Here is a 16,050-nt window from a genome sequence, read left to right on the forward strand (position 1 = left end):
GACGAGGACTTCGCGGCGGCGTTCGCCGACGGTTTGATCCCGGGAGGGGACACTCACTTCCCACTCGTATTATCAGCCAGATCCTGGCGGCACCTCTGCTCGACCTGATGCGTTATGCGTTGGCTCTCGCGGATGGTGCTGGCGGCGGTGGACGAGGAACCGCTCATGGGCGCTAGCGGCGGCTGCTCCAACAATGCCCGCACGCTGTTCGGACAGCTGGATCTCTCGCTACGCGATTTAAAGCTCGAGGTGGGCTCCTGAAACAGCGCGCCGCCTTTGGGCGGCGGGGGCTGGGCGTCTCATCTTGGCCGGGCAGCGCCAAGGCTGGCGCCCGCTCAGCGTTCGTAGAGGTCGTCGATGTGAGCCAGTGCCTCCAGCAACCAGCGCTGGGCGATATGCTCCTGCTCCAGGCGTAGCGCGGGCGCACGGTGATCGTCGCGGAGTGCCTGGAACAGCGCGGCTTCGTCTTCCGTCAGGTGGTCCAGTAGCCCGGTGAAGCGCTTGTCCGCAGCCTCCTGGCCCCAGACCGGTCGGTGCGCCTCGAGCGTGGCCTGGTCCATCAGCAGTGAGCGGGCGTGCGGAAAAGCGCGACGGAAGCGGTTCAGGATGGCGAAGCCGTGGGTGTCGATATCGCCCCAGTAGTAGAGGCGTTTGTCAGCCAGCCAGGGGAGACGGCGCAGCGCCTCGACCCGATAGCCCAGGCCGAAGATCACCAGCGCGTTGGGGAATGCCGGAAACGCCAGGCCGTTGATTTCGTTTTCGGTGATGAAGACGGTATTCGCCCCCACGTCCAGGCGGGCGAGCTGCGCCACCGGCAGCGCCAGGTCGGTGAGCCCCTGAATCGCCAGCCGCTCGTCCAGCAGCCGCAAACGCAATCGCGGCGGCTTGTCGCGTAACCCGTAGCGGCGGTTGAAGCCGCGGACCCCGGTGGCACCTGTATCGATAGCGCCGGCTGGCAGGACGGCGTCGAGCAGTTCGGCGAGCAGGCCGCGATGGGTCTCGATGAACTTGGTGTGAATGCCCGGGATGTCCAGTTCGCGCAGGTAGACGCCGGGTCGCGGATGGGCCTGGAACCAGGCCAGCACGGCGAGCAGGTCGTCCCAGTGTGGCGCGTGTTCGAGCGCACGCAGCGGGCGCTGACGCAGCCAGTCGCGCAAGGCGGGGAAGGGCGTCAGGGTGCGCTCGGCGAGGCGGGTAAAGCGTGCCGCATCGTCACGATGGCCGAGCCAGCGCAGGGCGTCGTCTTCCGTATCCACGGTGATGACGTCGGGCAAGTCGTTGGCGCCCTGCACCCGGTGGCGGCGCTGTCGCCAGTGCACCGTGTAGCCAAAGCCTTTGCTGTCTTTCGCGCCCTCGCGCAGGGTGCGCACCCAGTCGGCGACATCCGCGAAGCGTTCGGTGAGATCCCGGGCGCTGGGCTTGCGCAGTCGCAGAGTCACGGGGAACAGCGCATCGCCGTCCAGGCGCGCGCGCAGGATGTCGCCGCGCCGCCAGTACTTGTCCAGCTGCTGTTTCAGGTCGGCCGGTGACGTCCAGTTCATGGCTGCATACGAATCCGTTCACGGGCGGTTTTTTCCGCCTGGTACTCCTCAATGCTGAGATTGCGCAACAGAGATTCGCGGCCCTCGCGGTTGTGCACGAAACCGACGCTGTGCACATAGGGCTCGATGATGTGAATCTTCTGCAGCGGGGTGACGATCAAGAGTTGCAGATTTAACCGCTTGAACAGCTCCAGCCCGTAGCGGGCGGATTCGTCGGAACCGCGGCCGAAGGCCTCGTCGATGACCACGAAGCGGAATGAGCGTGAGCGCTGCTCGCCCCATTCCAGGCCGAACTGGTAGGCGAGACTGGCGGCGAGCACGGTGTAGGCCAGCTTCTCCTTCTGGCCGCCGGATTTGCCGCCGGAATCGGAATAGTGCTCGTATTCGCGGTCGTCCTCGCGCCAGCGTTCCGAGGCGGAAAACACGAACCAGTTGCGCACGTCGGTTACTTTCTGGGTCCAGCGCTTGTCCAGCTCGCCGGTGCCCTCGCGGCCGCGGAAGCGTTCGATGATGCGTTTCACCTGCAGGAATTTCTGCTCGGTGTACTGTTCTTCCTCGTTGCCGCTGAGGGCGCCCTCGGTACAGGCACGCAACTCCTGCTGGAAGTCGCGTACTTCCTGGTCGCCGGTGGGTTCCGCCAGCAGGGTGATGTAGCGGCCCGGGTTGTAGTCGATGCCTTTGAGCGAACGGTTGATGATGGCGATACGCTCGCGGATCGCCTGGCGTTCCTTGTGTAGTTGGCCCTGAAACGCTGCCACCTCGCGGATGGTGTTCTCGTTGAGCAGCTCCTTGAAACGGCGTTCGAAGCGCGGCAGGTCGTCGCGCTGCAACGCGTCCAGCATGGCGCGGTATTCGCCGCCGGCGGCCAGGGTGGCATCCACCTCGCGGCTTTCCAGCGGGAATGCGTGCTGGTGGCGCTGCATGGCGCTGACGATGCGCTCGCTCAGTGCCTTGAGCTGCTTGTCATGCTGGTCGATCTGCTTTTGCAGCCAGTCGCGCAGTTCGCTTTGCTGGTTGTCGCAGGATTCCACTGTCAGCGTGCGCCCGGCCAGCGCTTCTTCGCGGTAGCCCGCGAGGGTCTCGAAGCAGGCGCGCTGGGCCTCGTCGGCTTCGGCGAGCAGGGCGGCGCTTTCCTCGCGCTGGGCGGTGGCGGTTTCGGTCTTGGTGCGGTTGGCGCCTTCGTCCTGGCCCAGGGCTGACCGCGCCTCCTCGGTTTCGTTGAGACTGCCTTCGAGTGTCTTGAGCTGGCTTTCCAGCTCCCGCAGTAGATCGTTGGCGGCCTCCAGAGCCAGGCGCTCGTTTTCCAACTGCTCCAGTTGCCGAGCTAACGGCTTCCAATCCAGCTCCTCGAAGTCGCCGAACATGGCCAGTTGGCCCAGCATGCCCAGGGCATCTTCCAAGCCCTTGCGCTCGTTTTCCCAGCCCTGGATGTGCTTGGCGAGCTCCCGACCGCGCCGGGCCAGGGATTCGGCCTCCGCTTCCAGGGCACGAATCTTGGCCTGGTTGTCCCATCCCAGCACGTAGCGGCTGGCGTCGTCGATGCGATGACGGTCGTCTTTCTCGTGGCGCCCACCCGGCGCCTTGATTTGCCCGGTGCGGGTGATGGCGCGCTGCTCCCGACGGAAGCGGGCCATATCCTCGCAACAGACGTAATCGAAACGCCGTACCAATTCCCGCTCCAGCCACGGGTAAAAAGCGCTGTCCGGCAGGATGCGCAGCTTGTGCGCCAGCGACTCCGGCGCCGCCGATGACACCTCGCCACGCGATTCGCGCACCCGGAAGTACACCAGCCGGCCGCGCAGATGTGTGCGGTCGACCCAATCGGCGACCCGCTCGTACAAGGCGTCCGGCACCAACAGTGAAAGACCGAAATTGTGCAGCAGACGCTCGATGGCACCTTCCCAGTCGCGTTCCTCGGCGGGCACCTGTAGCAGCTCGCCGACGAAGGGAACATCGTCTTCGTCGAGTTGCAGCGACTCGCACAATGCCTCGCGAATCGCCAGTACCCGACCGGGGATATTGGAGCGCCGTTGGCGCAGTGAGGCGAGCTCCGTTTCCAACTCGCCGTGCTGAGCATTCAAGGCGTGCAGGTTGGCGCCGGCTTCGTTGATGTGGTTCTGCAGCCGTGCTCGCTGCTCTTGCAACGCTTCCTGGCGCTTTTCGCGCTGGCGGCGGTTGTCGACGAAGATATCAAGCGTATCGGCGTCGGGCAGCGACAGCGCCCGGGTCAGTTCGCGGTATTGTTGCGCCTTGTGCTGGCGCTGCTGTTTTTGCCGCTGACAGTCCTGTATCTCCGTTTTCAATCGTTGCAGCCGGTCGCCGCCGTTGTCGGCGATGGACTGGCGCAGCTCGTCGCGGCGCGCCTGCTGGTCGCGGCGCCGGTTTTCCAGCGCGGTGCGTCGCTGGGCCAAGCGTTGCGCTTCGACGGCCAGATTCTCCAAGCGCTTGTCCAGCAAATCCATTTTCAAACTGGCGTACCAGGGCCGCAATGCCTCGCGGCTTTGCCGCAGGTCCGCCACCTGCCGTTCACGCTCGTCGTGACGGTCCAGATCGGCTACCAGTGGTTCGAGCATCTCGATGCGCAGGCGCGCCTTGAGCACCGCCTCGTGGGCGCGGTTGAGATCGTCGAAGTGGCGGATCAACGCTTCGATGCGCTCGCCCACCGGGAACGGCTCCAGCATATGATCGCGCACGAAGCGGGTGATGTTATCCACCGACTTCATGGAGACGGTCTGGTTGAACAGCTCCATGGCCTGTTCATTGTCGATTCCAAAACGGCGGCGAAAGGCGGCGCCGTAAGCGGGGAAAGCGTCGAACACTTCGACGCCGGTTTGTTTTCTCAAACGCTTTTTCAGGTCGGCGATATCGCTGCCGAAATCGGCGAAGTCACCGGCCAGGGTGAGTGCGCGGTCGGCTACCACGTAGAAACGCTCCGGCTGGCCGGCGCTGTCCTTGATCCAGAACACCTGGGCCAGCGTCACGTCCTGATCGTAACCGGCATTGTGGAAGTGGCCGAGAATCACCGAGTAGCTGTTGTGATCGCGCAGTGCCACGGCCTTGGCAGAGAGCCCGGCCTCACCGCGCTCGGCCTTGTAGTAGCCTAGAACGTAAGAGCGCAGCGAGCGCTCCTTGCTCTCGGCACCGGCGGCCTTGTTGTAGGTAATTCGCTGCGCCGGCACCAGCAGGGTGGTAACCGCGTCCACCAGGGTGGACTTGCCCGAGCCGATATCGCCGGTGAGTAGGCTGTTGTCGCCCCGCGGATCCAGCGCCCAAACCTGGCGGTCGAAGGTGCCCCAGTTGAACACCTCCAGCCGTTGTAGGCGAAAGCCGGCCTGCTCGTTGGAATCCGCGAAATCCAATCCCAGCGTCTCATTGTGCATCGGCATGCTCCCGATATTCCTGGAGGCGCTGTTCGAACTCGCCCAGCCACTGGGCGTCGACGAACGACTGCAGGATGCGGCGCACCTCGTAGCGATCGCTCTGACCGCGCAGCCGGCGCAAAAAGCCCAGCTCGATCACCTTGTTGATGTCGCTCTGTACGCGATCCACGAGCTTCGCCTCGTTGGCGGTGTCCGGCAGGAACAGCCGCACCAGTTCCACGATCTGCGCCTGGGTCATAATCAGACGCGGATCGCCGCCGCTGGCGTCATGCTCGGCAAGTTTCTTGCGCAACAGCGCCAGTAACAGGCTGACCGGGTAGGAGAGCTGCCGTCGTGGCACCAGCCTCGGCGGGCTCTGCTCGTCCTCGCCGCGCTCCACCTGACGCAGGTACGCGTAGCCTTCAGCCTCGTCCAGCACCAGTTCCAGGCCCAGCACCGCGACGTAATCGCGTACCCGGCTTTGCAGCGTCAGCAGCGCCTGCCACAGCGCCTCCTGTTGGTCGCGATAGAGCACCCCCTTGAGCAGGTGAATCAACAGGGGCGACAGATCGGACGCGGTATCGATATCACTTTCACTCATGCAATCACCGGCTGAACAGCACATCGGGAACGGTGGCTCGGCGCACCATGCCATGATCGTCGCGCCAGCTCACCTCACACTCGCCAGCCCCGTCGATCAACGCTCTCGGATCGTCAGCGGCCAGTGCCAGCCAAGCCACCAGCTCCGCCAGGCCGCGTTCCAGGGGGCTGTGCTTCAGCAACGACGCCAGGCTGATCTGGTCACGGGTCTGCAGCGCACGTTGCAGTCGCGAGCGCAGCGCCGCCCGGTCCACATAAAACTGATCGAACAAAGCGCCAGCATCCAGATCGGCGTCTCCGGTGGCCAGCTCATTCTGTTCAATGTGCGGCTTCAACGGTGGCCGGTAAAGGGGCCGCTCCAGGGGCAGCGTCACCGACGGCGCCAACTCGTCCACTATCATGCCCGGTGCCCGGGCCGGCGCCTCGCGCACCGCCAGGGCGTGCTGCTCCACCTCGTGCAGCAACTGCATGATGCGGCGATTCTCCAGCCAGGCCTGATCGTCCAGATAGCGCCGCAACTGCTCGGAAAGTCGCGCCACGGTACGCAATGTCGCCTCGCCGGCCTCCAGCCAATCGTAGTGCACACGCTGCAGGCGCGGATCCGGCTCCAACTCGCGCACCGGTTCCAGCGCCAGCACCTTCTCCAGCAACGCGGACAGCTCCTCCTGCCGACTCGGCGACATCAGGAAATCCCAGAATGCCCGAAACGTCCGCCCCTGATCGGTGTCGGTAATGGCATCGTGCTCGCCGAATACCTCCGCCAGCATGTCGCCCTTGCTGCCGTCCCAGGCCGCCACCGTTTCGCGCACCTGGCGATCCAGATCGCGAAAGTTCTGCTCCACCTGCCGGAAATCCGCCAGCAGGCCCCGGGCGGTGTCCGACATCTGCAAAAAGCGCTCGCGTAGCCGGGTGTCGTCCATCATCCGTAAGCGGCCCTCACTGATCTCCTCGATCTCCCGCTCGATGGCATCTTTACGCCGGGTCAGTTCCTCAATGCGCGCCCTTGGATCGGTCTCGGTGCCCTCGGTGATCTCGCGCAGCAGCTCGAACACCGTCAACAACCGCGACTCCGCGCCGATAAAACGCTGCCCCTGCAGCGACACCAACCACTGCACCGCTTTCTCCGTGGCCGGCGCCAGATCGTAATGGGGCTCGTCGCTGTCGCGCGGGTAATACTTGCGCAACCAGCCGCGCTCGTCCGCCGCCCAATCGTTCAGATACTGCCGGGCCGGTTTGGGAAAGGCGTCATCGCCCAACCGCTCGCGCAGATGGAACAGAAAATCCTCCAGTCGCGATGCCAGCTCGGCCTCGGCGAAAGTCCGCTGGTTCGGCTCAATGAAATAGCGATGCAGAAACGCCGCCACCAGCGGCCCATGGTCGGCGGCCAGCAGCCGCCAGCCCGGGTGCTGACGGCGCAAGGTGGTGAGAAAGTCGTAGTCCATATTGATATTGAGGCGAACGCTGTGACCGCGGATTCGAACACGAGTGTTGCCAAATGGCGGGTGGGACATCAAGCGTGGGTTCGCCTGCCGAATTCGACGTCATCGCGCTAGTGCCTGCGGCCGTGCGTACGACGTGACAAGAACCGACCCCGTCGGCGCGCTTGGCGCCAAAAATACGGTGTTTACCAGCGGTGCACGTCAATGCTTTCGATATGGTCGAAATGCTGGTCGTGCGTCCACAGGCCGGCCTGGTTTTCTCGTGCCAGGGCCGCGATCCATGCATTGTTGGTCGGTATCTTGGTGCCGGCGGCGCGTAGTGCGCTCATGATTTGCCGGTAGTGGTGCGCTGTGTCGCGGGTGATGGTGAGGAAGCTCACGAAAGGCTGCGCAAGGAATAGGTCGAGTTGCTGTCGATTGGCGGCGTATCGGCTGCCGTAACGGAATCCGTATTCCAGTTCGCCAATCACGATCGATGCCATGAGGATTGCCTGGCTGTTCTCCAGGCCGCGTAGCAGCGCCTCGTCGCCGCGCATGATGGCGGTATAGGCGTTGGTGTCGAGCAGCGCGATCATGGCTGAAGTCGTATATCGTCCTCGCGTGATTCATGGATCGCTTGATCGATCGCTTTGGCCTCGGCGTTCGATAATTGACCGGCAAACGCTCGAAGCTGATCGCCGATACCCGGCCCAACCGATGGCACCGCTTCAAGGCCGGCGCCGCGGCGCATGAGCTTGAGCGCGGCCTTGTTCAGCGACGAATTATCCCGGGCGGCGAGCTCGCGAAGGCGTTTTTCAAGTTCCGGATCGAAGCCGCGTAATGTGAGTTGAGTCATGGATACGCTCCACATGAATCACCGTGAGTCATTGTGACCCGGTCCGCGGTGGGCGGCAACCTGTCGTGTTTCGGGGGCGATGAATTCAAGTCCCAATCGCAAGACGTTTTTTCGCGGCGCCGCTGGTGAACCGTTCTGTATCGGGTGGCCTGTTGAGAACACGAACGGTCGCTTGGGCGCTAGCATGCTGAGGTCGGCGGTCGCTTCGTGAGCAACCAGCGGAGGCTGTACGAAAGGTAAAACGCAGTATCTGCGGTAATGGGGTATGGCTTGGATCAAGCCGACTCAGGGGCGTTCATGTTTTAGCCGCATCGCGTGGTTTATTCGCTCGACACCACGTGCCCTAGCTCCGGGGAGCGGTAATTAATTCGCGAGTTGGCAGGTCGGTTCAGCTTCAAATCGCGACCCGGCACTATTGTTAGGACGCGAGCCGTTATATGAAACGGCTTTAAATTGTGCGCTGCATTATAGGTATCTGCTATCCATATCATATTGATAATAGATTTAAACTTACGACCAATTGACGGCACACTACGACCTTCGTTGTAGTCCTTTAGTCTCAACAGGAGCAGATATGTCGCTGATCAATACGTACGTGAAACCGTTCAAGGCCACCGCCTATCACAACGGTGAATTCGTCGAGGTTTCAGACGAAACGTTCAAGGGTCAGTGGTCGGTGCTGTGCTTCTACCCGGCCGACTTCACGTTCGTTTGCCCGACCGAACTCGAGGACCTAGCCGATCTGTACGACGAGTTCTCTTCGCGCGGCGTCGAGGTCTACGGCATCTCCTGCGACACGCACTTCGCGCACAAGGCGTGGCACGACACCTCGGACGCCATCAGCAAGGTGAAATACCCGCTGATCGGCGACCCGACAGGCACGCTGGCGCGTAACTTCGAAGTGATGGTCGAGGATCAGGGCGTGGCCCTGCGCGGTACCTTCCTGGTCAATCCGGAAGGCCAGATCAAGCTGTTCGAGGTCAACGACGAAGGCATCGGCCGCGACGCCAACGAGATGCTGCGCAAGGTTCGCGCCGCGCAGTACGTCGCCGCGCATCCGGACGAAGTGTGCCCGGCCAAGTGGAAGGAAGGCGAAGAAACGCTGAACCCGTCGCTGGATCTCGTCGGCAAGATCTAGCCGACGCTTTGCGGGCCGGTTGCTGCGTCAACCGGCCCAAGCCGAGCGACCTTTCCCGAAACGGCCGGTCCGAGGGCCGGCCGTCTTCGCATTAACGGAGCGTTTCTTTCATGTTGGATGACAACATCAAGCAACAGCTGACCGCGCATTTCGAAAAGATCACGCACGACATCGAGATCGTGGCCTCGGTCGACGACCGCAAGAGCTCGACCGATATGCTGTCGATGCTCGAAGAACTGGCCGCGCTGTCGCCGAAGATCTCGTTGCACGAGTCGCGCGACGACAATGAGCGCAAGCCCTCGTTCAACATCAGCCGTGCTGGCGGCGACATGCATCTGCGCTTTGCCGGCATTCCGAGCGGGCACGAATTCACCTCGCTGGTGCTGGCGTTGCTGCAGGCCGGTGGCCATCCGGTGAAGGCCAGCGAGTCGGTGATCTCGCAGATCGAGAATCTCGACGGCGAGTTCCATTTCGAGACCTACATCTCGTTGTCCTGCCAGATCTGCCCGGACGTGGTGCAGGCGATCAACGTGATGGCCGTGCTCAACCCGAACGTGCACGCGACGATGATCGACGGCGCGCATTTCCAGGACGAGGTCGAGTCCCGCGAGGTGATGGCGGTGCCGACGATCTTTCTCAACGGCGAGGCGTTTCACTCCGGTCGCATCAGCCTGGAAGAAATCGTCAACCGGATTGACGACAGCGCTGCCGAACGTGACGCCGCGGATATCAACGCCAAGGACCCGTTCGACATGCTGGTGATTGGCGGCGGGCCGGCCGGCGCGTCGGCGGCGATCTATGCCGCGCGCAAGGGCATTCGCACCGGCGTGGTGGCAGACCGTTTCGGCGGCCAGGTGCTGGACACCGCCGGCATCGAGAACTTCATATCCGTAGCCGAAACCGAAGGCCCGGAGCTGTCCATGCAGCTTGAACAGCATGTGCTGTCCTACGATGTGGACATCATGAAGCCGCAGACTGCGGCCGAGCTGATCCCGGGCGACCTGTTCGAGATCAAGCTGGAGTCGGGCGCTACATTGCAGTCGCGTTCCGTGGTTCTGTCGACCGGCGCGCGCTGGCGCCAGATGAACGTGCCGGGCGAGGCCGAATACCGTAATCGCGGCGTGGCTTATTGTCCGCACTGCGACGGCCCGTTGTACAAGGGCAAGCACGTGGCCGTGATTGGCGGCGGTAACTCCGGTGTCGAAGCGGCGATCGATCTGGCTGGCATCGTTTCGCATGTCACGCTGATCGAATTCGACGGCCAGCTGCGCGCGGACGCGGTGCTGCAGAGCAAACTGCGGAGTCTGGGCAACGTCACGATCATCACCAACGCCCAGACCACCGAAGTGGTCGGCGATGGCAAGAAGGTCACCGGGCTGAAATATATCGACCGCGCAAGCGACGAGATGCACGACATCGCCCTGGAAGGCATATTCGTTCAGATCGGGCTGATCCCGAATACTGACTGGCTCAAGGGCGTGGTCGACCTTACGCCGCGCGGCGAGATCATCACCGACGAACGCGGCCAGACATCGCTGCCCGGCGTGTTTGCCGCCGGCGACGTGACCACCGTGCCGTACAAGCAGATCGTGATCGCGATGGGCGAAGGGGCGACCGCCTCGCTCGGTGCCTTCGATTATCTTATTCGCGCGTCGGCGCCGACGAGCGAAGAAAACGAGGCTCCGGCCGCCGCGACGGCCTGACCTGACTTCCTGACCTGGCTTCAGGCTCACACGCCGTAACTGCAGCGGCCCGCGATCGTGGCGGGCCGCTCTTTTTTTATCCAGCAGCCGCCTCAGGCAACATTCGCATCCTGCGCGGCCGTGCGTAACGCCGGGTCTGGCTGTCCGAAACAGTCACCACGCCTGGGACTTTATGATCGGTAGAGGACGAGCGGACTTCCGTGTTGGCGCGCCATAGGGCGCGTGGGCAAGAAAAGCACCCACGACCGAAGGTTGTCGCTTATGCCCCGGTGGCGACCGGCCGCGATGGGTCGCTGCTCCAGGCGCTCCACGAGCCCGGGTACAGACGCGGCAACGGCCGGCCCAGCACCGCACAGGCCAGAATGATCTGGCAGGCGCTGATGCCGGAGCCGCAGTAGCTGATGGTGTTGTCGCCTTGCGGTAGCGCCTGGGCCAGTTCATCTGGAGAAAGGAAACGAGCCTGCTGATCCACCAGCGATCCGGCCGGTAGGCTTCGGGCGCCGGGGATATGGCCGGCGGCCGGGTCGATCGGTTCTTTTTCGCCGCGGAAGCGCTCGCCTGGTCGTGCGTCCAGCAGTACCGCATCGCCGCGGGCGACGTCTTCGGTGGTGGCGATCAGGTCGTCGTCGAACGTCGGTTGCCAGTCGCTGGGGCTCGGTTCGGGCGCTACGCTTTCGATGGGATGGTCGCCGTGGCGCCAGGCCTGCCAACCGCCATCGAGCACATGCACCGATGGATGCCCGGCCCAGACCAGCATCCACCAGGCACGCGCAGCCGCGAGCGCGCCGCCCATGTCGTCGTAGACCACGACATCGCACTGCGATGTGATGCCCCAGGCGCGCAGTTGAGCAGCGAACTGTTCGTGGCTCGGCAACGGATGGCGGCCGCCTTCGGCCGACGGTGGCGCCGAAAGCGCGCGGTCCATATCGGCGTGCACCGCGCCCGGCACGTGACTTTCCTGCCAGAGCGCGCGCCCGGCTTCGGCATCCTGCAAGCGCGCCCGTGCATCGAGCACCACGACATCGCGGCCCTTGGCCAGCCAGCTGGCCAGCGTTTCGGCATCAATCAATAGGTCGTTCATCGTTCGTTCCGGCAATGCTCGAAATGGGTATGGCTAAAGCGTGCCAGTCGTTCGTGCGGCGTACCAGCGGGTCTCTGGCAGATCGCCTCGCGATCAAGACAAACCAGGGACTGCCGAGCCGTCGTGCGGACCGGTCTTGCGGTGCCCACCGCCGGCTCATCGCGCCGTTTGAAGCCGCCAAGAGGCACGCCGGATTCGGTTTTCACGCGCAACACGCTCGTTACGAGCACCGATAGTCAACCGCGCTGGGCCCGATAGGGATTTCCGAGAACCCGACCGGGCGGTTGAGCCGTCACGGATTGCGCGGGCCCGTGGGCCCGTAGTCAAAGTCCGCGACGGCCGGGCCAAAGGTCTTCAGGCCGGCCGGTGCATCTTTCGGGTCGAGCTTGAGGATCAGAAACGCGCCTTGATCAGACGACTCGATACGGGCGAGTGCGTCTTCGAGTTCGCCGTGGGTGGAGGCGTGGTACGACGCCATTGTCGTGCTGGCGTTGAATACCTGCGGCAGGCGGGCGTAGTCCCAGGCGGCGATGTCGTTGTAGGCGCGGTCCATGCCGAGTATGTAGCGTTCGATGGTGTAGCCGTCGTTGTCGATCAGTACGATGATCGGCCGCTGGTCGTAGCGCAGAATCGACGACAGCTCCTGTGCGGTGAGCTGGAACGAGCCGTCGCCGATAAACAGCAGGTGACGGCGCTGGGGCGCGGCGAGCAGGCTGCCGAACAGGGCGGGCAGCGTGTAGCCGATCGCGCCCCAGATGTTGGATGCCACGTAGGCGGTGTCTGCGGGCAATCGCTGGGCGGACAGACCGATATTCGATGTGCCGGCTTCGGCGATTACCACGTCGCCCGAGCGCACAAACCGGGCCATGCGTGGCCATAGTTGTTCGTGCGTCAACGCGTCGCCGGGTTTGGCCGTTTCGGGGGCTGCCGGCGCGGGCTTTGGTGTATCGACAGCGTTGTCTGCCGCAGTGCGTTGCGGCAAGTCATCCACGAGGCGGTCGAGCAGTTCGGCGCCGACCACGCCTTCGTAGTAGTCCGGCCCGACCGTCACGCGGTGGTTGCGTACGTCCACGATCGACTCGAATGGCAGCTGGGCGGTGAAGTTGCCGGAATTGCTTTCGATGAAGCGCGGCGACGTGATGACGAGAAAGTCGGCCGATTCGATGCGCTCGCGTACGTCGGCGCTCGACGCGGCGCCGGCATAGGTGCCCAGAAACAACGGGTCGTTTTCGTCGAGCAGGGCCTTTGCGGTGGGCAGCTGTGCATAGGGAATACCGCCGCGGTGGGCGAGTGCGCGCAGGCCGTCGATCAAACCGTGGCGGTCGGCGTCCATGTCGATAAGGATCGCGGGCCGGCTGGCGGATGCGAGTTTTTGCTGCACGTGGGCGAGTGCGGCGTCGAGGCGTTCGGCGTCGCTGGGCGGCATGTAGATGTCGAACGGTGTGTCCGGCGCCTCGATACGCAGATGCGACACGTCGGAGGGCACCTGCACATGCACCGGTCGTTGCTTGCGCAGGCACAGGTGCAGGGCGCGATCGATCTCCTCGACGGCGTTGGTGGAGTCGATATGTACGGCGGTTGCCGTGAACGGCGCCATGCTCAACAGCATGTTGTCGAAGTCGCCGTCGGCGAGCGAGTGGTGGAGCTGGAATCGGTTCTGGGTGGCAAACAGCGGCGGGGCGCCGCCGATCGAAAACACCGGCAGGTGTTCGGAGTTTGCACCGGCGATACCGCACAGGGCGCTGAGCTCGCCCACGCCGTAGGTGGTCAGCAAGGCGCCGATGCCGCGACGCCGGGCATAGCCATCTGCCGCATAGGCGGCGTTGAGTTCATTGCAGGCGCCGACAAACCGGATGCCGTCCATGGCTTCGATCTGTTCCAGCAGGTTCAGGTTGAAGTCGCCCGGCACGCCGATGACGTCGCTCACCCCCGCCTGGCGCAGCCGTGTGAACAGAAACTCTCCCACCGTGGTCTGCATCGCGCGCTCCCTTGTTGTTATCGGTTAACACCCTGCTCGAATCTGCAGGGATGCACCATTGTAGAGCGACGATGGCGCGCCGTTCGAGCGGCCGAACGCGGGGCGTATGCACGTGCGTAAGCCGGCGTGACGGGCTCAGGCGAATAGCGCATGAATGCCCCGCCTTCGGCCTTCTGCGAGTGATTAACCCGCCGCGTTCAGATTTGCATACTCGCTGCCGTAGAAAATCAGCGGCGATGCCTCCTGATGATCGCAGCCGATGACTTCGCCGATGAACAAGGTGTGATCGTGAACATTCACCGTGGATGTGAGTTCGCAGATCAGATGCGCCATTGAGTCTTTCAGGATCGGCACGTCTATGTGGCGGTCGATACCGCAGGATCGGCCCGGGTCGCGCTGGCCAGCGAAGTGGCTGGACAGGTCTTTCTGGTTGTCGTTGAGGATGCTGATGCCGTAGCGACCCGCCCGGCGGATGAGGTCGTGCATGCGGCCGGGCTTAAGCGAAATGAGCACGGTTGGCGGCGCCAGGCTGACGGACACGAAGCTGTTTGCGGTCGTACCGTGGAAGCCGTGCTGTGTATCCCCGACCGTGACGACGGTGACGCCGGTGGCAAAGCGGGATACGCAGCGCCGGAAGAGATCGCCGTCCACACGTGGCTGTGCCAGGCTGGATGCATAGGCTAGGTTTTCTTGTCTCACGGTTGGCCTCCGCCGATTTCGGCATGCGAGAGCTTGGCGCCGCTGGGTGAATAGTTGGGGACGTCCTCGGCTAAGGCCTTGCCTTCGGCCGAGGCCAGTGCGGCCTGCATCGCCTGCTCGTTCTCGAAATACCCTTTCCAGATACAAAAGAACGGTGGTTGTTCCGCGCCCAGCGCATCGGGATAGGCATACTCATAGCGCAGCAGGCCTGGCAGTTTGATGGCTAACGGGATATGTGTGTCTCGGTAGTAGGTCTTGAACGCTTGGGCGGCGGCCGGCTTTGGGTAGGTCACGATTAGAGCGTGCATGCGTATCTCCTCGGCTAGGCCATCTGCGACTGCGGGACACTTTCCTGCGAGAAGGCGCCAGCCTCCGCCAGCCAGGCGTGGATTCGCTCGTCCGAGGCAAGGCGATCCCACTGGCGTTCCGGAAAACTGAAGTTCTCCGTAAATTCGTCGCGGATGTCCTGGTTTTGCTCCATGGCAGCGAGCAAGCTCAGAAACGCTTCGCTGGGCGGGGCCAACATGGCATTGGTCCATTTCGACGCGGCGAGGATGCGGTCTTGTCGCTCACGTTCGACTTTTTCGCAGAAGCGTTTGTCGTATACGGCTTCATTGATGATGGCGTGGCCAAGCACCCAGGCGGAATAGGACGCCATGTTCGCGCCTTGGCCAACGACCGGGTCCACCACCGACTGAACGTCGCCCACCGCGATCGCAAAGCGGCCGTTCGCAAGTTCGGTATAGGGCTGGCGTACCGTGGGCACGACGCCGCCTTGCAGGATATCCAGCGGCTGACACAGATCGAATACGTTCTGATCAATACGCTCGTATACCGTGGGGTGATGCTTTTCCAGCTTTGCCAGCAGGGTGTCGAGGAAGGCGTTCGGGTCGGCTTCGTAATTCAGGCGGGCCAGCACTTCCAGATCGCCGCCGTGCACGTTTTCCATGAGCAATGCCGTGGACATGCCGGAGAAGGTGAGCGTGGGGATCGCGATCAGTTCGCCCTGTCCGGGGGCCGATGACATCGCGGTAGAGCGGGGTTGAGTGGGCGCCACGCCTTTGTACAGGCCCACGCAGAGGGCTCGCTGTGGTTTTTCGTACGGCGACAGCTCGGTGATATGCTTGAACATTTGCCCGAATACGCCCTTGCCGGTGCCGACCACGATCAGATCGAACTCACGCGATAAATCGCTTACCTGACTTTCGGTGACTTGCTGATATCGAATATCCCCACCGCGTTCGACAAAGTCGTTCATCAGCTGGGGCAGATAAATCCGATAGTCGACCGCACGGCTGGGCTGGCTGAACGAGCCCCAGAACTGCATGGGCTGCGGGCCACCGACATAATGATCATGGCCAAAATAGCCGTATTCCTCGGCTGGCCAGTGATCGATACCGAGCGCTTTTTCCCGCGCCAGGGTCACGTGATGATGCGCAACGGTGTTGAGCAAGCGTCCCGAGGCCATATCCGCCGGCTTGCGGTCGGTGATGATGGTCACGGGGATGTCGTGTTGTCTAAGCAGCAGGCCGAGATGCAGGCCTGCTGTGCCGGCGCCGATAATGGCGATACGTTTTGTCATTGGGCTCTCCTCGGTACTTATTTTTGTAGCCACTCAAGACTGCCTCACGGTCTTGCCATATAAAACCCGAATGGGTGTAATAATGGCCATTCCAT

At 63.1% G+C, this 16,050-nt stretch carries 14 protein-coding genes; 4 read left to right on the forward strand and 10 right to left on the reverse strand.

The window, feature by feature from the left end; translation table 11 throughout:
* The first annotated feature begins 114 nt into the window (after nt 1–114).
* Nucleotides 115–261 (forward strand): hypothetical protein, encoded by a 147-nt coding sequence (locus T5B8_RS03765; protein WP_006914859.1) that lies wholly within the window; start codon nt 115–117, stop codon nt 259–261.
* A 74-nt stretch (nt 262–335) separates the two neighbouring features.
* Here T5B8_RS03765 and T5B8_RS03770 read toward each other — a convergent pair whose 3' ends face one another.
* The 5 genes from T5B8_RS03770 to T5B8_RS03790 all read right to left on the reverse strand — a co-directional run bounded on the left by T5B8_RS03770 (nt 336) and on the right by T5B8_RS03790 (nt 7,514).
* Entirely contained in the window at nt 336–1,541 is a 1,206-nt protein-coding gene (locus tag T5B8_RS03770) for a DUF3322 domain-containing protein (RefSeq protein WP_006914860.1), read from the reverse strand.
* A complete protein-coding gene (locus T5B8_RS03775; protein ID WP_353176357.1) occupies nt 1,538–4,927 on the reverse strand; it encodes an ATP-binding protein in 3,390 nt (1,129 codons plus the stop codon). Before T5B8_RS03775 ends, T5B8_RS03770 begins: the two co-directional genes overlap by 4 nt.
* Nucleotides 4,911–5,501, reverse strand: a complete 591-nt coding sequence (locus T5B8_RS03780; RefSeq protein WP_353176359.1) for a DUF4194 domain-containing protein — start codon at nt 5,499–5,501, stop codon at nt 4,911–4,913. Before T5B8_RS03780 ends, T5B8_RS03775 begins: the two co-directional genes overlap by 17 nt.
* A 4-nt stretch (nt 5,502–5,505) precedes the next feature.
* Nucleotides 5,506–6,942: a DUF3375 domain-containing protein gene (locus T5B8_RS03785; protein ID WP_353176361.1), complete on the reverse strand. Its 1,437-nt coding sequence runs from the start codon at nt 6,940–6,942 to the stop codon at nt 5,506–5,508.
* A gap of 182 nt (nt 6,943–7,124) precedes the next feature.
* A complete protein-coding gene (locus tag T5B8_RS03790) occupies nt 7,125–7,514 on the reverse strand; it encodes a type II toxin-antitoxin system VapC family toxin (protein WP_353176363.1) in 390 nt (129 codons plus the stop codon).
* A 74-nt stretch (nt 7,515–7,588) separates the two neighbouring features.
* Between T5B8_RS03790 and T5B8_RS03795 the strand changes: the two genes are divergently transcribed.
* The 3 genes from T5B8_RS03795 to ahpF all read left to right on the forward strand — a co-directional run bounded on the left by T5B8_RS03795 (nt 7,589) and on the right by ahpF (nt 10,615).
* Nucleotides 7,589–7,759 (forward strand): hypothetical protein, encoded by a 171-nt coding sequence (locus T5B8_RS03795; protein ID WP_353176365.1) that lies wholly within the window; start codon nt 7,589–7,591, stop codon nt 7,757–7,759.
* A 589-nt stretch (nt 7,760–8,348) separates the two neighbouring features.
* Entirely contained in the window at nt 8,349–8,912 is a 564-nt protein-coding gene (gene ahpC, locus T5B8_RS03800) for an alkyl hydroperoxide reductase subunit C (protein WP_353176367.1), read from the forward strand.
* A gap of 110 nt (nt 8,913–9,022) precedes the next feature.
* Nucleotides 9,023–10,615, forward strand: a complete 1,593-nt coding sequence (gene ahpF, locus T5B8_RS03805; protein ID WP_353176369.1) for an alkyl hydroperoxide reductase subunit F — start codon at nt 9,023–9,025, stop codon at nt 10,613–10,615.
* A gap of 259 nt (nt 10,616–10,874) precedes the next feature.
* Here ahpF and T5B8_RS03810 read toward each other — a convergent pair whose 3' ends face one another.
* The 5 genes from T5B8_RS03810 to styA form a co-directional block, all read right to left on the reverse strand.
* Nucleotides 10,875–11,696: a sulfurtransferase gene (locus T5B8_RS03810; protein ID WP_353176371.1), complete on the reverse strand. Its 822-nt coding sequence runs from the start codon at nt 11,694–11,696 to the stop codon at nt 10,875–10,877.
* Nucleotides 11,697–11,988: 292 nt separating this feature from the next.
* Nucleotides 11,989–13,674 (reverse strand): alpha-keto acid decarboxylase family protein, encoded by a 1,686-nt coding sequence (locus tag T5B8_RS03815; protein WP_353176373.1) that lies wholly within the window; start codon nt 13,672–13,674, stop codon nt 11,989–11,991.
* Between the two features lie 183 nt (nt 13,675–13,857).
* On the reverse strand, nt 13,858–14,373 hold the full coding sequence (locus T5B8_RS03820) for a flavin reductase family protein (RefSeq protein WP_353176375.1): 516 nt from the start codon (nt 14,371–14,373) through the stop codon (nt 13,858–13,860).
* The gene (locus T5B8_RS03825) at nt 14,370–14,681 is read right to left on the reverse strand and encodes an EthD family reductase (RefSeq protein ID WP_353176376.1); all 312 of its coding nucleotides are present in this window, start codon (nt 14,679–14,681) and stop codon (nt 14,370–14,372) included. Before T5B8_RS03825 ends, T5B8_RS03820 begins: the two co-directional genes overlap by 4 nt.
* Nucleotides 14,682–14,695: 14 nt before the next feature.
* Nucleotides 14,696–15,955, reverse strand: coding sequence for a styrene monooxygenase subunit StyA (gene styA, locus T5B8_RS03830; protein ID WP_353176378.1), 1,260 nt, complete (start codon nt 15,953–15,955; stop codon nt 14,696–14,698).
* Between the last annotated feature and the right edge of the window lie 95 nt (nt 15,956–16,050).

Origin of the sequence: Salinisphaera sp. T5B8 (assembly GCF_040361255.1) — a bacterium.
Lineage (GTDB): Bacteria > Pseudomonadota > Gammaproteobacteria > Nevskiales > Salinisphaeraceae > Salinisphaera.